The 18,634-nt window shown below is 72.5% G+C and carries 21 protein-coding genes; 10 read left to right on the top strand and 11 right to left on the bottom strand.

What is annotated here, in order from left to right:
• Positions 1-319 precede the first annotated feature (319 nt).
• The 3 genes from ACFVXK_RS20495 to afsQ1 are packed head-to-tail and all read right to left on the bottom strand — an operon-like array spanning position 320 to position 3,127.
• The gene (locus tag ACFVXK_RS20495; protein WP_389613604.1) at positions 320-934 is read right to left on the bottom strand and encodes a hypothetical protein; all 615 of its coding nucleotides are present in this window, start codon (positions 932-934) and stop codon (positions 320-322) included.
• A gap of 28 nt (positions 935-962) precedes the next feature.
• Entirely contained in the window at positions 963-2,552 is a 1,590-nt protein-coding gene (locus ACFVXK_RS20490; RefSeq protein ID WP_389613602.1) for a sensor histidine kinase, read from the bottom strand.
• Entirely contained in the window at positions 2,450-3,127 is a 678-nt protein-coding gene (gene afsQ1, locus ACFVXK_RS20485) for a two-component system response regulator AfsQ1 (RefSeq protein WP_185117195.1), read from the bottom strand. Before afsQ1 ends, ACFVXK_RS20490 begins: the two co-directional genes overlap by 103 nt.
• 231 nt (positions 3,128-3,358) lie before the next feature.
• On the opposite strand from afsQ1, the gene ACFVXK_RS20480 reads away from it, so the two are divergent.
• Positions 3,359-4,060 carry a SigE family RNA polymerase sigma factor gene (locus ACFVXK_RS20480; RefSeq protein ID WP_389613599.1) on the top strand — a complete coding sequence of 234 codons (702 nt, stop codon included), beginning with the start codon at positions 3,359-3,361 and terminating at the stop codon, positions 4,058-4,060.
• Between the two features lie 175 nt (positions 4,061-4,235).
• Here ACFVXK_RS20480 and ACFVXK_RS20475 read toward each other — a convergent pair whose 3' ends face one another.
• Positions 4,236-4,841, bottom strand: coding sequence for a uridine kinase (locus tag ACFVXK_RS20475; protein WP_389613597.1), 606 nt, complete (start codon positions 4,839-4,841; stop codon positions 4,236-4,238).
• Positions 4,842-5,017: 176 nt separating this feature from the next.
• Between ACFVXK_RS20475 and ACFVXK_RS20470 the strand changes: the two genes are divergently transcribed.
• Positions 5,018-5,371, top strand: coding sequence for a hypothetical protein (locus tag ACFVXK_RS20470; protein ID WP_389613595.1), 354 nt, complete (start codon positions 5,018-5,020; stop codon positions 5,369-5,371).
• Between the two features lie 75 nt (positions 5,372-5,446).
• Here ACFVXK_RS20470 and ACFVXK_RS20465 read toward each other — a convergent pair whose 3' ends face one another.
• The 3 genes from ACFVXK_RS20465 to deoC are packed head-to-tail and all read right to left on the bottom strand — an operon-like array spanning position 5,447 to position 8,743.
• A complete protein-coding gene (locus tag ACFVXK_RS20465) occupies positions 5,447-6,346 on the bottom strand; it encodes an aldehyde dehydrogenase family protein (protein ID WP_389613593.1) in 900 nt (299 codons plus the stop codon).
• Positions 6,339-7,775: an aldehyde dehydrogenase family protein gene (locus ACFVXK_RS20460; RefSeq protein ID WP_389613591.1), complete on the bottom strand. Its 1,437-nt coding sequence runs from the start codon at positions 7,773-7,775 to the stop codon at positions 6,339-6,341. The genes ACFVXK_RS20465 and ACFVXK_RS20460 overlap by 8 nt, the downstream gene beginning before the upstream one ends.
• 5 nt (positions 7,776-7,780) lie before the next feature.
• Positions 7,781-8,743 (bottom strand): deoxyribose-phosphate aldolase, encoded by a 963-nt coding sequence (deoC, locus tag ACFVXK_RS20455; RefSeq protein ID WP_389613613.1) that lies wholly within the window; start codon positions 8,741-8,743, stop codon positions 7,781-7,783.
• 138 nt (positions 8,744-8,881) lie between these two features.
• Between deoC and ACFVXK_RS20450 the strand changes: the two genes are divergently transcribed.
• The 3 genes from ACFVXK_RS20450 (at position 8,882) to ACFVXK_RS20440 (ending at position 10,427) form a co-directional block, all read left to right on the top strand.
• Positions 8,882-9,499, top strand: a complete 618-nt coding sequence (locus ACFVXK_RS20450) for a PH domain-containing protein (RefSeq protein ID WP_389613589.1) — start codon at positions 8,882-8,884, stop codon at positions 9,497-9,499.
• A gap of 73 nt (positions 9,500-9,572) precedes the next feature.
• Positions 9,573-10,157, top strand: a complete 585-nt coding sequence (locus ACFVXK_RS20445) for a VanZ family protein (protein WP_389613587.1) — start codon at positions 9,573-9,575, stop codon at positions 10,155-10,157.
• A 57-nt stretch (positions 10,158-10,214) separates the two neighbouring features.
• Positions 10,215-10,427 (top strand): PspC domain-containing protein, encoded by a 213-nt coding sequence (locus ACFVXK_RS20440; RefSeq protein ID WP_389613585.1) that lies wholly within the window; start codon positions 10,215-10,217, stop codon positions 10,425-10,427.
• A 26-nt stretch (positions 10,428-10,453) separates the two neighbouring features.
• On the opposite strand, the gene ACFVXK_RS20435 is transcribed toward ACFVXK_RS20440, so the two are convergent.
• The 3 genes from ACFVXK_RS20435 to ACFVXK_RS20425 form a co-directional block, all read right to left on the bottom strand.
• Positions 10,454-11,221, bottom strand: a complete 768-nt coding sequence (locus ACFVXK_RS20435; protein ID WP_389613583.1) for a hypothetical protein — start codon at positions 11,219-11,221, stop codon at positions 10,454-10,456.
• Positions 11,222-11,368: 147 nt separating this feature from the next.
• A complete protein-coding gene (locus ACFVXK_RS20430) occupies positions 11,369-11,641 on the bottom strand; it encodes a hypothetical protein (RefSeq protein ID WP_358893585.1) in 273 nt (90 codons plus the stop codon).
• Positions 11,642-11,780: 139 nt separating this feature from the next.
• Positions 11,781-12,929 carry an adenosine deaminase gene (locus tag ACFVXK_RS20425; protein ID WP_389613581.1) on the bottom strand — a complete coding sequence of 383 codons (1,149 nt, stop codon included), beginning with the start codon at positions 12,927-12,929 and terminating at the stop codon, positions 11,781-11,783.
• Positions 12,930-13,042: 113 nt separating this feature from the next.
• On the opposite strand from ACFVXK_RS20425, the gene ACFVXK_RS20420 reads away from it, so the two are divergent.
• The 4 genes from ACFVXK_RS20420 (at position 13,043) to ACFVXK_RS20405 (ending at position 16,230) form a co-directional block, all read left to right on the top strand.
• Complete coding sequence (locus ACFVXK_RS20420) at positions 13,043-13,762, top strand: alpha/beta hydrolase (RefSeq protein ID WP_389613579.1); 720 nt, start codon at positions 13,043-13,045, stop codon at positions 13,760-13,762.
• Between the two features lie 91 nt (positions 13,763-13,853).
• Positions 13,854-14,219 carry a cupin domain-containing protein gene (locus tag ACFVXK_RS20415; RefSeq protein ID WP_389613577.1) on the top strand — a complete coding sequence of 122 codons (366 nt, stop codon included), beginning with the start codon at positions 13,854-13,856 and terminating at the stop codon, positions 14,217-14,219.
• Positions 14,220-14,447: 228 nt separating this feature from the next.
• On the top strand, positions 14,448-15,521 hold the full coding sequence (locus ACFVXK_RS20410) for a LuxR C-terminal-related transcriptional regulator (protein ID WP_389613575.1): 1,074 nt from the start codon (positions 14,448-14,450) through the stop codon (positions 15,519-15,521).
• 13 nt (positions 15,522-15,534) lie between these two features.
• A complete protein-coding gene (locus tag ACFVXK_RS20405; protein WP_389613573.1) occupies positions 15,535-16,230 on the top strand; it encodes a hypothetical protein in 696 nt (231 codons plus the stop codon).
• Positions 16,231-16,242: 12 nt separating this feature from the next.
• Here ACFVXK_RS20405 and ACFVXK_RS20400 read toward each other — a convergent pair whose 3' ends face one another.
• Positions 16,243-17,181, bottom strand: a complete 939-nt coding sequence (locus ACFVXK_RS20400; protein ID WP_389613572.1) for a LysR substrate-binding domain-containing protein — start codon at positions 17,179-17,181, stop codon at positions 16,243-16,245.
• A 99-nt stretch (positions 17,182-17,280) separates the two neighbouring features.
• Here ACFVXK_RS20400 and ACFVXK_RS20395 point away from each other — a divergent pair, with 99 nt between their 5' ends.
• The gene (locus tag ACFVXK_RS20395) at positions 17,281-18,558 is read left to right on the top strand and encodes an MFS transporter (protein ID WP_389613570.1); all 1,278 of its coding nucleotides are present in this window, start codon (positions 17,281-17,283) and stop codon (positions 18,556-18,558) included.
• Positions 18,559-18,634: the final 76 nt, after the last annotated feature.

The following is an 18,634-nucleotide window of genomic DNA, read 5'->3' as shown; positions in this document are numbered from 1 at the left end:
TTTTGGGGGGGGGAGGTTGTGTCTAGGGTGGCCGAAGGCCATCGCGAAGCGACGCGACGAAGGAGCGCCCTTGACAGGCCGGCCCGACGCGGAAGGACGATGAGACTGGCGGGAAGCCCCCAACCATCTCTGAGACCGCCCCGCCGGGTCCCGCCCCTCCCCGGTCCCGGTCGGCGGTCCGGTCCCGGTCGGCGGTCCGGTCCCGCCCGCCGGGCACCCGCCCCGGCCCACCCACCCGCAGGCGGGGAGGCGGGTGGGCAGCCACCGCCCGGCCCCCACCCCCCGAGGGGGAGATGGCGGGCCCGCGGCGCAGGGCCGCTCAGGACGCCGACGCCGACGGGGACGGGGTGGTCGTCGGGCGGACCAGTTCGCCCAGGGTGGGGGCCGATTCCGGGCGGTTGCGGACCGCGTCCGTGCATTCCCAGGCGCGGGGCGGGTCCGCGTCCGGGCCGCCCAGGACCACCGGGCCGGGGCCCGCCGAGATGGCGTCGCTCTCCGAGAGGGTGCACACGATCTGGGCCAGGGCCACCGGCGGCAGGTCCTCCGGCTTGCGGCTCAGCCGTACCGTGCCCGCCGGGTCGCCGGGGCGCGCCGGGACCGCCGCCAGGCCGTCCCGGACGCCGCTCGTGAAGCCGCCCTCCCGTTCCTGCTCGGACGGGTTGCGTTCCAGTTCCTCCAGCAGGGCCTGCGCGACCAGCGTGACGGGGTCGCGCCCGGTGCGCTTCTCGGGTACGGGGACGACCCGTTCCACCGCCACCAGCTGCGATCCGCAGACGAGTTGCACCTTGGCGCGGAACCCCTGCACCCCGCTCTGCCCGGGCGGCAGGTCCGGGGTGTCGCAGGACACCCGCGAGGGGGCCGGGCCCACGTCGACCGGAACGGTCGTGGCCCGGATCCCGCACCCGGACAGGGAGAGGGAGAGGGAGAGGGACAAGGAGAGGAGTCCCAGGGCCGAAAGTGTCCTACGCGTCCGTGCCGCCACCGGCGATCACCTTCCCCACGTCCACCGGAAGCCGCAGGGTGAACACGGCCCCGCCCTCCGGGCCGTTCGCGGCCGTGATGTCGCCGCCGTGGATGTGCGCGTTCTCCATGGCGATCGACAGGCCCAGTCCGCTGCCGTCCGACTTCGGCCGGGAGGCGCTGGCCTTGTAGAACCGGTCGAAGACGTGCGGCAGCACCTCCTCCGGGATGCCCGGTCCGTTGTCCTTGACGGCGACGACCAGCCACTCCTCCTCGACCCGCACCGAGACCCGCACCGGTGAGCCGCCGTGCTTGAGGGCGTTGCCGATCAGGTTGGCCAGGATGACGTCGAGGCGCCTCGGGTCGAGGCGGGCCACGATGCCGCGTCCGGCGTCGACCTCGACGGCGTCCAGCCAGGCGCGGGCGTCGATGCAGGCGGTGACCTGGTCGGCGACGTTGACGTCGTCGAGGACGAGGCGGGCCGTTCCCGCGTCGAAGCGGGTGACCTCCATCAGGTTCTCCACCAGGTCGTTGAGCCGGCGGGTCTCGCTGACCACCAGGCCCACGGCCGGGGCGATCATCGGGTCGAGGTCGTCGACCTCCTCCTCCAGCACCTCGGCGACCGCCGTCAACGCCGTGAGCGGGGTGCGCAGTTCGTGGCTCATGTCGGCGACGAAGCGCCGGCTGGCCTCCTCCCGCGCGCTCATGTCGGCGACCTTCTTCTCCAGTGCCTCGGCGGTGCGGTTGAAGGTCCGGGACAGGTCGGCGAGTTCGTCGGTCCCCGACACGTCGAGCCGGTGGTCGAGTTCGCCCTCGCCGAGGCGCCGTGCGGCCTCGCCGAGGCGCTGTACGGGCTTGAGCACGGTCCGGGCCGCCGCCTGCGCGAGCAGGGCCGAGCCGAGCAGGGCCAGGCCCGTCGCGATGGTCAGGGACCAGCCGAGGGCGTTGAGGTCGTCGCGTTCCGTGGCCAGGGACTTGTACATGTAGCCGGTGGGTCCGCCGCCGACGATGCGGGTGCCGCCGACCAGGTACGGGTTGCCGTGGGGCTTCGTCCGCTGCCAGTACATGTGGTACTGGGCGTCGTTCGCGGTGGTGCTTTTCTGGCGGTCGTTCACGGCGTGCTGGAGGGACTTCGGTACGTCGTCCAGCCCGAAGGTCGCGGAGCCGGCCGCGCCGAACCGCAGCCGCTTGTCCTTGCCCTCGCTGACGAGCAGCACGCTGTACCCGGGGCTGCTGCCCGCCATCAGTTCGGCGGTGCGCTGGAGTTCCTCGGGGGTGGGGTCGGCGGGCAGGGCGGCGGCGCGGTTCTGCATCTCCTGGCGGAAGTCGCCCAGGGCCGCGTCCTGGGTACGGGTGAGCACCGCCTCGCGGTTGAGCCAGTAGGCGATTCCGGAGGCGGAGACCGCGGCCGTCAGGGCGACCAGGGCGAACACCACGAGCAGCCGCACCCGCAGGCTGGTCCAGCGCCGGCCCGCGAAGAGGGCCTTGATCACTGCGGGGAGTCCAGCCGGTAGCCGACACCCCGGACCGTGCGGATCAGGGTCGGTGAGGAGGGGACCTCCTCGACCTTGGCGCGCAGCCGCTGGACGCACGCGTCGACGAGCCGCGAGTCGCCGAGGTAGTCGTGCTCCCATACCAGCCTCAGCAGCTGCTGGCGGGAGAGCGCCTGCCCGGGCCGGCGGCTGAGTTCCAGCAGCAGCCGCAGCTCGGTCGGCGTGAGCTGGAGGTCCTCGCCGTTCTTCGTCACGGTCATGGCGGCGCGGTCGATGACGAGGGACCCGAAGACGGCGGAGTCGCTGGCCTCGCGCTCGCCGCGGCGCAGCACGGCGCGGATGCGGGCGTCGAGCACCCGGCCCTGGACGGGCTTGACGACGTAGTCGTCGGCTCCGGACTCCAGGCCGACGACGACATCGATGTCGTCGCTGCGCGCGGTGAGCAGGATGATCGGCAGCTGGTCGGTGCGCCGGATCCTCCGGCACACCTCGAAGCCGTCGATGCCGGGCAGCATGACGTCGAGCACGATCAGGTCCGGCCGCTGCTCGCGGAGCAGTTTCAGGCCGTCCTCACCCGTCGCCGCGGTGGCCACACGGTGGCCCTGGCGGGTCAGGGAGAGTTCGAGGGCCGTGCGGATGGCGTCGTCGTCCTCGATCAGCAACAGGAAAGGCACGGGCTCATTCTGTCCCATCGGCCGTCGGGACTTCGACCGTCGCGCGCGACGGATCCCTCACGGATCCGGCGCGGGTCCCTCGCGGATCCGGCGTCGAGTCCCGCTCGGATCCGGATCGCGGGCGGCTGTGACAGTGCTGTGACAGTCGACGGACACGGCGGTTAAGTCGGCCGGGCAGTCTTTTGTCATCGGAACACGGACAGAAGCAGACTCCACGACGGGGGGCGCGAGATGAACACGCTGCACAGCACCACCACCAGCGCGGTTGTCACGCGGCTGCACGACGCGAACCGCCGGGCGGGTGTCCGTACGGTGCCGGGCACCCGGCGACAGGCTCACGTCGTAGCCATTGACGCGAACCAGTACCAGGCGGTTCCCGCCCAGCGGACCCCTTCCTCCCCGTCCTCCTCCTCGGAGGCGGAGTTCACGGCGTACGTCCAGGAGCGGCGTGCCGCCCTGTACGCGACGGCCTTCCACCTGACCGGCGACCGGCACGAGGCCGAGGACCTGCTGCAGAGCGCGCTGTTCTCCACGTACCGGGCCTGGGACCGGATCAGCGACAAGGCGGCGGTGGGCGGCTACCTGCGCCGGACGATGACGAACCTGCACATCAGCGCGTGGCGCCGGCGCAAGCTGAACGAGTACCCGACGGAGGAGCTGCCGGAGACGGCCTCCGACACGGACGCGACGCGCGGTACGGAGCTGCGCGCGGTGCTCTGGCAGGCGCTGGCCCGGATCCCGGAGCCGCAGCGCACGATGCTGGTGCTGCGCTACTACGAGGGCCGCACGGACCCGGAGATCGCGGAGATCCTGGGCATCAGCGTCGGCACGGTGAAGTCGAGCATCTGGCGGTCGCTGCGCCGGCTGCGCGAGGACGAGGTGCTGAGCTTCGGGCGTGACGAGGCGGAGTCCTTCGGGGAGCTCGTCGCGTAACGCGGCGGCACGCACACCACAGACCACCGGCCAGGGGGTCCGTCCTACGGGGGTGGGACGGAGGCCATGGGGGGATGGGAGCGGGATCAGGCGGTCGGGGGTCCGCTTGGTCCCGCTTCCTCTTTGCGCCCGGGTCGCTCACGCGGCCCGGGCGCTTTCACGTGCGTACGGGCGGCTACGCCGCCGCGGTGCTCGCCGAGCGGTGGCGGCCGGCCGCGGCCGCGGCGAGGCGGCCCAGGGCCTCGTCGCCGCCGCAGGCGTGGGCGCCGAGGGCGACGTGCCGGGCGACGATGCCGCGTTCGGCGCGCATCAGGCGCAGGCCCCGGCGCACCAGGAACGGCAGGGACTTGCGGCCTTCGCGCAGGTCGCGGGCGAGCCTGCGGCGGAAGGTGGTGGAGGGGCGGCCGCGCAGGCAGATGGCGTCGGCGAGGAGGCCGAGTTCCTGGCAGCGGGCGGCGATGTCGGCGGCGAAGATGCCCTCCGCGATGAACAGCGGGGTGCGCGAGATGTCCAGCGTCTCGGTGCCCGTGCGGGAGCTGGTCGCGATGTCGTAGACCGGGACCTCGGTGCGGCCGGTGCGGCAGAGTTCGGCGACGGCGGCCACGGCGACGTCGGCGTCCCAGGACTCCGGGGAGTCCCAGTCGATGTCCGAGCTGCCCTCGACCAGGGGGAGGGTCGGGTCCGTCCCCTCCTTGTAGAAGTCGTCCAGGCGCAGTACGGGCAGCCCCGAGCGGGCCGCGAGCGAGGACTTGCCGGAACCCGAGGGACCGGTCAGGAGCACGACGCGCGTCGGAAGGGGAGATGAACAGCTCACGGGAGACCAGTGTGAGGCATTACCCGGCGTATCAACACACTGCCGACAGCTCCTGCGACCGGTCTCACACGGCGGGTTGGAATCCCGCGAGCCCCCTCGACTACGCTGTGTGCGCACGCGACTACGACCACAGGCGGGAACCAATGGCACGTCACGCAGCCTCCGACCCCTCTCCCCAGCGGCTCCGTTCCGCCGGACTGACCCTCTCCCTGGCCGGGGCCGCCCTGGCCATGGCGGCCGGTGCGGCGCAGGCCGGCGAGCTGGACCCGGCGGCGGCGCTCTCGGGGGTGGTCGACCCGATCTCCAACCTGAAGGTGAACCCCCTCGCCCACACCGGCGTGGACCCCCTCGACAACGGGGTGGGCACGAAGGTCGCCGACTTCCCGGCGGTGGGCACGACGATGGTCACGGGGGTGCTGACGCAGGGGCCTTCGGTGAAGGAGATCCCGCAGGCGGCCGTCTCCTCGCTGCTGGGTCCGGTGCTCCCGAAGCAGTAGGGGCGGGGCGGGCACGCGAAGGCCCCGGCAGCCGGGGGGACGGACTGCCGGGGCCGGTTCGCGTGGGGCCGGTTCCTAGTAGGAGGAACCGCCCGAGCCCAGCGACCCGGTGGGGTGCCAGACGGTCTTGGTCTCCAGGAACGCCGTCATGCGCGTCGTGCCCGGGTCGGCGGCCCAGTCGTCCACAGGCTGTGGACGCAGGACGCGCTTGAGGTTGTCGGCGGCGGCGATCTCCAGCTCCTTGGCGAGGGCGGTGTCCGCGCCCGCGAGGTCGATCGCGTTGACGTCCTGGTGGGCCGCGAGGTGCGGGCCCATCTCGGCGGCCTTGCCGGAGAGGATGTTGACGACGCCGCCCGGCAGGTCGGAGGTGGCCAGCACCTCACCCAGGGACAGGGCCGGCAGCGGGGCCTTCTCGCTGGCGATGACGACGGCGGTGTTGCCCGTCGCGATCACCGGGGCGATCACCGAGACCAGGCCCAGGAAGGACGAGTCCTGCGGGGCCACGACCGTGACGACGCCGGTCGGCTCCGGGGTGGAGAGGTTGAAGAACGGGCCCGCGACCGGGTTGGCACCGCCCGCGATCTGGGCGATCTTGTCGGTCCAGCCCGCGTACCAGACCCAGCGGTCGATGGCCGCGTCGACGACGGCCGCCGCCTTGGACTTGGACAGGCCCTCGGCCTCGCCGACCTCGCGGACGAACTGCTCGCGGCGGCCCTCCAGCATCTCGGCGACGCGGTAGAGGATCTGGCCGCGGTTGTACGCGGTGGCGCCCGCCCAGCCGCCGAAGGCCTTGCGCGCGGCGACGACCGCGTCACGGGCGTCCTTGCGGGAGGACAGCGGGGCGTTGGCCAGCCACTTCCCCTTCGAGTCGGTCACCTCGTACACCCGGCCGCTCTCGGAGCGGGGGAACTTGCCCCCGACGTACAGCTTGTAGGTCTTGAAGACGTTCAGGCGGGTCGCAGAAGACTCAGACATCGAGGTAGGCCTCCAGACCGTGACGGCCGCCCTCGCGGCCGAAGCCCGACTCCTTGTAGCCGCCGAAGGGCGAGGTCGGGTCGAACTTGTTGAACGTGTTGGCCCAGACGACGCCCGCGCGGAGCTTGTTCGCGACCGCGAGGATGCGGGAGCCCTTCTCCGTCCAGATGCCGGCGGACAGGCCGTACTGGCTGTTGTTGGCCTTGGCGACGGCCTCGTCGGGGGTGCGGAACGTCAGCACGGACAGGACCGGGCCGAAGATCTCGTCCCGGGCGACGGTGTGCGCCTGGCTGACGTTCGTGAACAGCGTCGGGGCGAACCAGTAGCCGGAGGAGGGCAGCTCGCAGGCCGGGGACCAGCGCTCGGCGCCCTCGGCCTCGCCGGTGTCGGCCAGGGCCGTGATCCGGGCGAGCTGCTCGGCGGAGTTGATCGCACCGATGTCGGTGTTCTTGTCGAGCGGGTCGCCCAGGCGCAGGGTGCTCAGGCGGCGCTTGAGGGAGTCGAGGAGCTCGTCGTGGATCGACTCCTGGACCAGGAGGCGCGAGCCCGCGCAGCAGACCTGGCCCTGGTTGAAGAAGATGCCGTTGACGATGCCCTCGACGGCCTGGTCGACGGGGGCGTCGTCGAAGACGATGTTGGCGCCCTTGCCGCCCAGTTCCAGGGTGACCTTCTTGCCGGTGCCGGCGATCTGGCGGGCGATGGCCTTGCCGACCGCGGTGGAGCCGGTGAAGGCGACCTTGTTGACGTCGGGGTGGGCGACGAGTTCGGCGCCCGCCTCCCCGTAGCCGGGGATGATGTTGACGACGCCCTTGGGAAGACCGGCCTGGCGGCAGATGTCCGCGAAGAACAGCGCCGAGAGGGGGGTGGTCTCCGCCGGCTTGAGGACGACGGTGTTGCCGGTGGCGAGCGCCGGGGCGATCTTCCACGCGAGCATCAGCAGCGGGAAGTTCCACGGGATGACCTGGCCGGCCACGCCGAGCGGGCGCGGGTTCGCGCCGTAGCCCGCGTGGTCGAGCTTGTCGGCCCAGCCCGCGTAGTAGAAGAAGTGGGCGGCGACCAGGGGGAGGTCCGCATCGCGGGTCTCCTTGATCGGCTTGCCGTTGTCCAGGGTCTCCAGGACGGCGAGCTCGCGGCTGCGCTCCTGGATGATCCGGGCGATGCGGAAGAGGTACTTGGCGCGCTCGGAGCCGGGCAGCGCGGACCACTTCTCGAAGGCGCGGCGGGCGGCCTTGACGGCGCGGTCGACGTCGGCGGCGCCGGCCTGGGCGACCTCCGACAGCACCTCCTCGCTGGAGGGGCTGACGGTCTTGAAGACCTTGCCGTCGGCGGCGTCGGTGAACTCACCGTCGATGAAGAGGCCGTACGAGGGGGCGATGTCGACGACCGAGCGGGACTCGGGAGCCGGTGCGTACTCGAAGAGGGATGCCATGGTGATCAGTCCACCGTCACGTAGTCGGGACCGGAGTAACGCCCGGTGCTCAGCTTCTGGCGCTGCATGAGCAGGTCGTTCAGCAGGCTGGAGGCGCCGAAGCGGAACCACTCGTTCGTCAGCCAGGCCTCGCCCGCGGTCTCGTTGACCAGGACCAGGAACTTGATGGCGTCCTTGGTGGTCCGGATGCCGCCGGCCGGCTTCACGCCGATCTGGATTCCAGTCTGCGCCTTGAAGTCGCGGACGGCTTCGAGCATCAGCAGGGTGTTGGCCGGGGTGGCGTTGACGCCGACCTTGCCGGTGGACGTCTTGATGAAGTCGGCGCCCGCGAGCATGCCGATCCAGGAGGCGCGGCGGATGTTGTCGTACGTCGACAGCTCGCCGGTCTCGAAGATGACCTTCAGCCGGGCGGCGGTGCCGTCCTCGCGGACGCACGCCTCCTTGACGGCCTTGATCAGCTCGTAGGTCTCCAGGTAGCGGCCGGCGAGGAAGGCGCCACGGTCGATGACCATGTCGATCTCGTCGGCGCCGGCGAGGACGGCGTCACGGGTGTCGGCCAGCTTGACCGGCAGGGCGGCGCGGCCCGCCGGGAAGGCGGTGGCGACGGAGGCGACCTTGACGTCGGCGCCGTTCAGGGCCGCCTTGGCGGTGGCCACCATGTCGGGGTAGACGCAGACCGCGGCGGTCGTGGGCGTCGTACGGTCCAGGGGGTCGGGGTTGACGGCCTTGGCGGCGAGCGACCGGACCTTGCCCGGGGTGTCCGCACCCTCGAGCGTCGTCAGGTCGATCATCGAGATGGCCAGGTCGATGGCGTACGCCTTGGCCGTCGTCTTGATCGAGCGGGTGCCGAGGGAGGCCGCGCGGGCCTCCAGTCCGACTGCGTCGACGCCGGGCAGCCCGTGCAGGAAGCGGCGCAGCGCGCTGTCGGACGTCGTCACGTCAGCGAATGCGGTGAGGGTGGTGGGCATGGTCACCAGATGAGCATATCTACGCGCGTAGCGACCTGTCACCCCCCTCGTGCACATCTGGGCGTGACATCCGCCATCGGTGCACCCGGCCCCCGTGCGCCGGTCGCCTCCGGGCGGGCATGCGGCACAATCGGCGGCATGAGCACACCCTCCACCCCTGAGCCGGCCTACGCGGACCGCGTCTACCGCTCCCCCATGGCCGTCGTCACCGGGGTGCTGATCCTGGCGATGATCGTGTGGCTGTGCGGGGACGCCGTCGTGCGCGGCGTGGGCGGCGGCCGGTGGATCGGGATCGCCGCCGCGCTGTGCGCCGTACCGCTGACCGTGGCGTTCACCATCCGGCCGGCCGTCTTCGCCAACGAGGACCGGATGCGGGTGCGCAACCCGTTCCGGATCATCGAGCTGCCCTGGGGGATCGTCGACGCGGTGCGCGCCGGGTACTCGGCGGAGGTGCTGGCGGACGGGGCGAAGTACCAGCTCTGGTCGGTGCCGGTGTCGCTACGCGAGCGCAAGAAGGCCAACCGCTCGGCCGGCCGGCGCGAGGCGGCGGGCGGGGGCGCTCCCGGGGACGGGGCGGCCGGGGCGGCCGTCCGGGCCTCCGCCGACAAGGCCGTGGACGAGCTGACCGAACTGGCCGAGCGCGGCGCCGCCCGGCCGGGCGCGCAGGGGCCGGTCCGCGTGCGGTGGGCCTGGGAGATCATCGTGCCCGCGGTCGCGGGCGCGGTGCTGCTGGCCGTGCTGCTGGCCGTCGGGTAGGACCCGAGACCAGGACCCGAGACCACCCGCGCCGACCGGAACCGCTGCCACCGGGGGCGGCGTCCTCGGTGGTGTGCACCGTCATGAGGGCAGCGGCAGCGCCGCCACACAGCTCCCGGTCCGTCCCCGGCTCCTGAGCGGGGCCCTGCTGGCCGCGCACCTGCTGCTCGTCGGTTGGCTCACCCTGAGCCCGCTGGACGTGCCCTGGGCGGCGGCCGCGAACCTGTCCCCGCTGGAGGGGATCCGGGCGGACCTGGCGATGGGGCCGCTGGAGGCCGCGCGGCGGATCGGGGAGGGGCTGGCGCTGCTGGCCCCGCTGGGGGTGCTGCTGCCGCTGGCCGGGGGCCGGCTGCGGCCCGGGGCGCTGGCGGCGTGGGCCTCGCTGGCGCGGACGGCGGCGGCCGCCGTGCTGATCTCGCTGAGCATCGAAATGCTCCAGACGGCCGTTCCCGGGCGCGTGCTGGACGTGGATGCCCTGCTGCTGAACACCGCCGGGGTGATCATCGTGCACGTGGCGGTCGTACCGGTGCTGCGGGCCAGGCTGCGCAGGCCCCTGACCTCCCCGGATGCCGTGTCTCAGGGGAACACCCCGAGAATTCCCAGGGTAGGCCTCGGCCCGTGGACCGACGTCCTGTCGGCGGTGCCGCGCGAGTATTGATCCATCGCGCCGAGCACAAAAGGAAAGCGCGCGAATCCCGATGCGAAGGAGCACACCATGAGCGCGCTGACCCGCCCCCGTGACGGACGGCTGATCGGCGGCGTCTGCGCCGGACTGGCCAAGCGGTTCGGAATGAAGGCCCGCACGATGCGGCTCATCTTCGTCCTGTCCTGCCTGCTGCCCGGCCCCCAGTTCCTGATCTACCTGGCGCTGTGGCTGCTGATCCCGAACGAGAAGTCCGGCGTGGGCTCCCCGAGCACCGCCTGGTAGGAATCCCGGCGGGAATCCGGCCGGATTCAGCCGGCCTTCCGGACCTTCTCCAGCTGCTTGTCGGCGACTTCCTGCGGAACCGCCGCCTTCTGGCCGGCGGCCGCCACGTTGAGGGCCATCAGCCGGACGATGCTGGACCCCTCGCGGACGACGACGAGGTGGACCTGGGCGGAGACGCCCTGGGCGGAGGCGGTCGTGGTCCAGCTGACGCTCTCGTCACCGGCCGCCTTGAACGGGACCGCCTTCACGTCCCGGTAGCTGCCGGTCTGCTTCTGCACGGTGGCGGTGAAGCCGGAGCCGCAGGCGGCGACGGCCTCGCGGAGCCGGGAGACGACCTTCTTGGCGTCGCTCTCGTCGTAGGAGCTGACGGACGCGGAGACGGCGAGGCCGACCTGCTTCTGGGAGCCGATGCCCCGGTTGACGGTCTCGTGCGCGGCCGGGTCGGGCTTGTCGCCCATGATGTCGGCGAGCGGCTGGCAGGCCTTCTTGTCGGCCTGCGGCTGCCCGGCCGGGGCGCCCGGGTTCTTGCCCTGCGCCGAGACCTGGTAGCCGGGGAGGTCGCCCTGTTCGAGGGCGGAGCGTTCCAGGCGGGCGTCCTTGGCCTTGGGGGCCGGGGAGGCGGCGGCGGGGCCGGGTGCGCCGGAGGGGGAGGCGGCCGCGGAGCCCTTGGGGTCCGGGCTCTTGCCGGGCGGGGACGCGTCCGTGCCGCTGCTGCAGCCGACGGCTCCGAGGAGCAGGGCGGGGAGCAGCGCGAACATCGTCGCGGGCGCCTTGAATCGTGCCGTGATGCGCATGACCGGACCTCATACCCCAGACGTAGGCGGGCAGTTGGTGGTGATCGTGGCACACCGCGCCGCAGGGCGCACACCGCCTCGAAGGGGTGTGCGCCAGGCGTACGGGCGTGCGTTTTCGCGGGGTGGGCGACTACGCGGTGTGGGTGACTAGCCCAGCGCGCCGCCGAGGCCGCCGAGCGCGGGGACCCCGCCGAGCAGCTGGTTCACCGGGGCGGCCGGGTCGCTGGCCTGGCCGTCCTGGCCCTGCTGGCCGTGCTCCGTCTGGTTGGTGATGGAGCTGGTGGCGCTGGTGACGGTGCCGAGGGCGTCCGTGAGGTTCGGGGTGGGGAGCGCCGAGGCGGAGGCGGTACCCGCGGCACCCGCGGCGAGGGCGGCACCAATGACAGCGACACCGAGGGACTTGGCAGCAGACTGCTTCATGAAAAATCGTCCTTGCGACGGGGAATCGAGCGGCTCCGCAAACTAGCCACTTCAAACCCCCTCCCGCAAACATCCGTAAATACGAGAAAGCACCCGGGGTGTCGTACCGCCGGGCGCTTTCCGTGGGTCATTCCGTGGCCTAGGCCGAGACAGATCCGCTGGTGGAGGCGGTCTGACGGAAAAGCCACTCGGACTTCAGCTCGGCGTAGCCGGGCTTGATCACGTCGTTGATCATCGCCAGTCGTTCATCGAAAGGAATGAACGCGGACTTCATCGCATTGACGGTGAACCACTGCATGTCGTCGAGCGAGTAGCCGAAGGTGTCGACCAGGTGCTCGAACTCGCGGCTCATGCTGGTGCCGCTCATCAGGCGGTTGTCGGTGTTGACCGTGAGCCGGAAGTGCAGCTTGCGCAGCAGACCGATCGGGTGCTCGGCGTACGAGGCGGCCGCGGCGGTCTGCAGGTTCGACGTCGGGCACATCTCCAGGGGGATGCGCTTGTCGCGGACGTAGGAGGCCAGGCGGCCCAGCTTCACGGAACCGTCGGCGGCGACCTCGATGTCATCGATGATCTTCACGCCGTGGCCCAGGCGGTCGGCGCCGCACCACTGGAGGGCCTGCCAGATCGACGGCAGGCCGAAGGCCTCGCCCGCGTGGATGGTGAAGTGGTTGTTCTCGCGCTTGAGGTACTCGAAGGCGTCGAGGTGGCGGGTGGGGGGGAACCCGGCCTCGGCGCCGGCGATGTCGAAGCCGACGACGCCGTTGTCGCGGTAACGGTTGGCCAGTTCGGCGATCTCCAGCGCCCGGGCGGCGTGGCGCATCGCGGTCAGCAGGGCGCCGACGCGGATGCGGTGGCCGTTGGCCTTGGCGCGGCGCTCGCCCTCGCGGAAGCCGGCGTTGACCGCCTCGACGACCTCTTCGAGGCTCAGGCCGGCTTCGAGGTGCTGCTCGGGGGCGTAGCGGATCTCGGCGTACACGACGCCGTCCTCGGCCAGGTCCTCGGCGCACTCGGCGGCGACCCGGAAGAGGGCCTCCTTGGTCTGCATGACGGCGCAGGTGTGCGCGAACGTCTCCAGGTAGCGCGGGAGGGAGCCGGAGTCGGCGGCGTCGCGGAACCAGACGCCGAGCTTGTCGGCGTCGGTCTCGGGCAGCTTGTCGTAGCCGACCTCTGCGGCCAGCTCGATGATGGTGCCGGGACGGAGGCCACCGTCGAGGTGGTCGTGCAGCAGCACCTTCGGGGAGCGGCGGATCTGATCCGGGCTGGGCGTGTTGGGGGTCTCGCTCGTCATCCCGGCACTCTACTCCTACGCGCGTAGAGCAACCGGTCGGCGGCGGGCGTCGATATGTAACAGAGACCGTACGGACGGGTGGCGTACACCCGTCGGTCTGAGACTGTTCCGCCATGGCACAGCATGCGCCGCCGGCGCGCGGGGCCCGCCTGGGGCGGGCGGCCGGCGCGAACGGCCCGGAGTCGATGGTCAGTGGTGTGGTCCTCCTGCTCCCCGGGGCGTCCAGGATCGCCCCCGGTCCGCTGCGTCCGCTCGCGCGGGCGCTGGCGCGGGCGGGCGGGGCGGAGGGGCTGGTGGCGCACGCCGTGCTGCACGGCCCCCAGGGGCGGGAGGAGGCCGCGCGGTGGGCGGCCGACGAGGCGCTGCGCCGGTACGGGGACGTGCCGGTCTGCCTGGCCGGCTACGGGGCCGGGGGCCGGACGGCGCTGCGGGCGGCGGGGCACGGGGCCGTCAACTCGGTGGTGGCGCTGGCCCCTTGCTTACCGGAGGAGGTGCGCGACGACTCCCCTGATCCGGTGAAACAGCTCGCCGGGCGGCAGGTGCTGATCGTGCACGGGACCAACGACGCGCGCAGCGATCCGGAGGCCTCCTTCCGGCTGGCGGCGCGGGCGAAGAAGGCGAATCGTTCTACTTGCCGGTTCGAGGTGCACTCGGACGGGCACGGGCTGCGCGAGCACCGGGCGGAAGTGGTGGCGCTCGCGGTGGACTTCGTGCTCGGGGCGATGGTCTCGGGGCGGTACTCGCGCCCGGTGACGGACGCGCTGGCGGCTCCCCCGCCGCTGGGTCTGCGGATGCCGCTGGCCTCGGGGTTCGGGCGGTCGCTGCGGGGGTGAGGGCGGGCCCGGGCCGGCGGTGCGGCGCGGCGGCCCGCGCGTAGAGTGAGGAGTGGACTCGGGGCCGTTTCCCTCCGGGAGGCGATGGAAGATGGCCGCAATCGTGCGCAGGAACTTCGACAGCCCTGACGAGACCCGACCGTTCGAGGACGGCAAGGGCCGGCTGGACGTGCTGGAGACCGAGGGCGGAGCCGTCGGACGGGCCGTGTTCGAACCGGGCTGGCGCTGGTCGGAGCACATCAAGCCGCTGGCCGGCACGGACAGCTGCCAGTCCGCGCACACGGGGTACATGCTGAGCGGCCGGATCCGCGTCGTGATGGACGACGGGGAGGCCGAGGAGTACGGCCCGGGCGACTTCATGCAGATCGCGCCCGGACACGACGCCTGGGTGGTGGGCGACGAGCAGGCCGTGGCGCTGGACTGGACGGGCTACGGGAACTACGCCAAGCCGCAGTAGCGCGGCCGTGCGGGACGGGGGCGGGCGCGCGGTGTCCGTCCGTGCCTGCCGCTCCGCCCCCTCACGGTCGGACGGCACCGATGGATCCGGCGGCACCGCCCCCGGCGCGCCGTGCTCCCTACTGTGCCGGTTCGGCATATGCCGTATGCAGGGATACAGGAGTCGACTTGTCGCCTTGCGGGAACCCGAGGGGTTTATAAACGCACACAGTCAGGGACGAATAGGCATATGCCAGTCGATGTCGACGGAGCCGATGGATCCGATCTGAGCCCCGCCGCCCGGCGTCTGTACGCCTTCGCCGTGGAGCGGTACGCCTTCACCCCCGCCGAGGCCACCACCGCGCTGGGCGCCCGGGCGGGCGCCGCCGTCAAGGAGCTGGCCGCCGCCCACCTGCTCCAGCGGGCCCCCGGCGACGGCCCGGAACGCTGGAGCGCGGTCGCGCCCCGCGCGGCGGCGGCCCGGGCCCTGGCCCCCCTCGCCCTCCTCGTGCGCGAGACCCACGACGAGATGGACCGGCTGCGCGGGCGGCTGGAGGCGCTGGTCCCGGCGTACGAGGCGGGCACCGCGCACCGTGACGACGGCGGGGCGGGCAGCCTGGAGCTGGTCACCGACCTGGGGGCGGTGCGGGGCCTGATCGCCGAGCTGGTCGCGGGCTGCGAGCAGGAACTCCTCACCTCCCAGCCGGGCGGGGGCCGGCCGCAGGAGACCCTGGAGGAGGCGGTCGGCCGCGACGAGTCGCTGCTGGCGCGCGGGGTCCGGATGCGGACGATCTACCAGCACACGGCGCGCTACTCCCGGCCGACGGCGGCGTACGTGGAACGGGTGACGGCCCTGGGGGCGCAGGTGCGGACCCTGGGCGACGGGCTGATGCGGATGCTGATCTTCGACGCGCACACCGGCCTGATGTCCGTCCCGGAGCGGCAGGGCGCGGCGCTGGTGGTCCGCGAGCCGAGCGTCGTCCACTTCATGACGGCGGCCTTCGAACGCTCCTGGCTGGGCGCCCGCCCCTTCCCGACGACGGTGAGCCCGGAAGCCGCCAGGTCCCTCTCGGACGAGCTCCGCCAGATGATCGTGCGCCTGCTGTCGGAGGGCCTGGAGGACAAGGTCATCGCCCGCCGCCTGGGCATGTCGGAGCGCACCTGCCAGCGCCACATCGCGGAAATCATGCGCGCGGTCGGCGCCAAGTCCCGCTTCCAGGCGGGGTACTTGCTGTCGGCGGCGACGGCCTGCCGGGAGGGGGAGGAGGGCTCCGGCCCGCCGGGGCCGCATGGAAGGATGATCACGGATTCGGAGTCCCCGTGAGAAGGAAGTACGCATGCACCGCCGCTCCAAGGCCCTGTACGGGCTGCTGGCCACCGCCCTCGGGATGACGCTCACCGCCTGCGGTGGCGCCGGAGGCGACGCGAAGTCCGGCGCCACCGGGGCGGGGGCGGCCAAGGGCGGTGCCGCGCAGGGGAGTTCGGCGCAGGGCGGCGCCGGTCCGGAGAGCCCCGCCGCACCGTCCGCCAGCAAGAAGCCGGGCTGGGGCCCCGCCCTTCCGCTGGGCCGGCCGGCGCCGGCGCTGTACGAACCCGGCGTCACCGGCGGGGGGAAGTTCGAGATCACGGTCTCGAAGATCGTGAAGGGGACCGCCAAGCAGGCGAAGGCCCTGTACTGGGACAGGTCCGTTCCCGGCGAGGTCACGGGCGACACCCCGTACTTCGTCTTCCTCACCTACACGCTGAAGGAGGGGAAGCCCGCCTACTCCAACGCCGACCTCGGAGCCGGCGCCCAGGCCCTCGACGAGAACGGCGTACAGGTCGCGAAGCGGCCGGAGATCCACACCGGTTTCGTCGAGGGCGGCTGCCCGTCCGACACGCCCATCTACATGGGCTGGGACGTCGGCGAGACGCACACCTTCTGCACGGTCTTCGCCGGATACGAGTCGAAGCCCCCCACCCGGCTGTTCCTGAGCGCCGGGAGCGAGGGCGACTTCACGAAGGGCACCTCCTGGGCGTGGCCCGCCCAGTAGACCGGGCGCCCGTCAGGCCGGGGGTTCCAGTTCCGGGATGAGGCGGCCGCGGCGGGAGAGGAGGAAGCGTTTGAAGGCGGCCACCGGTGGGGTGTCGGGGTGGCCGTCCAGCCAGGCGACGCCGATCTCGCGGACCGCGCGCGGGGCGGTGACCGTCAGCTCGACCACGCCCGGGCGGGGGACCAGGGGCGGGGGGAGCAGGGCCACGCCCAGGCCCGCCGCGACCAGGCCGCGCAGGGTTTCGGCCTCCTCGCCCTCGAAGGCCACCTTCGGGGTGAACCCCGCCTCCGCGCACAGGTTGTCGGTGATGCGCCGCAGGCCGTAGCCGGGCTCCAGGGTGACGAAGGTTTCCTCGGCGGCCTCGGCGAGGCGGATGCGCTTGCGGACCGCCAGGCGGTGGTCGTCCGGGACCACCAGGCGCAGCCGCTGCTCGTCCAGGCGGCGGGCCACCAGGTCGGGGGCGTCCGGGACGGGCGAGGTCAGGCAGAGGTCGAGCTCCCCGGCGCGGAGCTTCTCCAGCATGGCCTCGCCGTAGTTCTGGACGAGGGCGAAGCGGACCCGGGGGTGGTCGGCGCGGAAGGCGCGGATCAGCCCGGGTACGGTCTCGGGGCCCAGGGTGTGCAGGAACCCGAAGGCGACCTTGCCGAAGCCGGGGTCGGCGTCCTGCTGCACGGAGCCGGCGGCGCGGGCGATCCCTTCGAGGGCCTCCTCGGCGGAGGCGAGGAAGGTGCGGCCGGCCGTGGTGAGGGCGACGGTGCGGCCCTTGCGGGCGAACAGCGAGACGCCCAGGTCCTGTTCGAGGCGGACCATGGCCCGGGAGAGGCTGGACTGCGGTACGCCCAGCTCCTGGGCGGCGCGGGTGACGTGCTCGTGCCGGGCGACCGCGACGAACTGGGCGAGGCGCGGGGCCAGCCCTTGTGTCACGGCCATGTCTTCTTCGTAACGGTTCATTGATATCCGAAGCCATGAGCTGTGCTGATGCGTGGGTGGATTGATTATGGCCCGTTTGTGCATTGGACGCATGAAGGGGAGCGGTCTTACCGTCGATGCATGCCTCCCGTTCATACCGGGGCACCCGTCATCCCGGGTGCCTCCACCGCGTCGTCCCCCGAGCCCCTCTCCCCCGGCCGCCCCGGCTACCGCCGGATGAGCCTCGCGCTCTTCGCCGCCGGACTGGCGACCTTCGCCCTCCTCTACTCCACCCAGGCCCTGCTCCCCGCGGTCTCCGCCGGCTTCGGCGTGACGGCCGGTCAGGCCAGCTGGACGGTGTCCGCGGCCACCGGGGCGCTCGCCCTGTTCGTGCTGCCGCTCAGCGCGCTGTCCGAGCGGTTCGGCCGGACCCGGATGATGACCTGCTCGATGGTGGTGGCCGTCGGCATCGGCCTGCTGGTGCCGTTCGCGCCGAGCCTGGAGTGGCTGGTGGCGCTGCGCGCGGTGCAGGGTGCGGCGATCGCCGGCATCCCCGCCTCCGCGATGGCGTACCTGGCGGAGGAGGTCCGGCCCAAGGCGCTGGTCGGGGCGATCGGCCTGTTCGTGGCGGGCAATTCCATCGGCGGCATGAGCGGCCGCATCGTCACCGGCTGGGGCGCCCAGCTGTGGGGGTGGCGCGGCGGGCTGCTGGCCGTCGGCGTGATGGCGCTGGTCTGCGCGGTGGCCTTCCTGGTGCTGCTGCCCCGGGCGCGGTTCTTCCGGCCGGCCTCGCTGAACCCGCGCGCGGTGGGCCGTACGGTCGCCGGGCACCTGCGGGACCCGCTGCTGCTGCGGCTGTACGGGATCGGCGCGCTGTTCATGACCGTGTTCGGTGCGGTGTACACGGTCATCGGCTACCGGCTGGTGGAGGCGCCGTTCTCGCTGGGCCAGGGTGTGGTCGGCTCGATCTTCCTGATCTACCTGGTGGGCACGGCCTCCTCGGCCGCGGCCGGTCAGCTGGTGGCGCGGACCGGGCGGCGCGGTGCGCTGTACCTGGCGGTGACCACGACCGCGCTGGGGCTGCTGCTGTCGCTGGCCGACTCGCTGTGGCTGATCCTGCCGGGGCTGGTGCTGATCACGGCCGGGTTCTTCGCGGGGCACGCGGTGGCCTCGGCGGCGGTGAGCCGGACGGCGAAGACGGGCCGGGCGCAGGCGTCCGCGCTGTACCAGTCCGCGTACTACCTGGGCTCCAGCGCGGGCGGCACCCTGGGCGCGCTGGCGTACCACGCCTCGGGGTGGGCGGCGACGGTCGGGATCGCGCTGCTGGCGGTGCTGGGCGTCGTCTCGATCACCCTGTACGGCTCGCACGCGGCCCGCGCCGAGCGGCGGCTGCCGGCCACTGCGGCTGCGGCCCGCTGAAGTCCTGTCGGACCCCTGTCCGGCGTGCCCGTCCCGCTCTAGCGTGGGGGGCATCGGCGTCCCCATGGTGCGGGCG

It is taken from the genome of Streptomyces sp. NPDC058157, assembly GCF_042884105.1.
In the GTDB taxonomy this organism is placed as follows: domain Bacteria; phylum Actinomycetota; class Actinomycetes; order Streptomycetales; family Streptomycetaceae; genus Streptomyces.
Note: the sequence above shows the minus strand (reverse complement) of the source record. Positions and strands in the feature narration are given on the sequence as shown.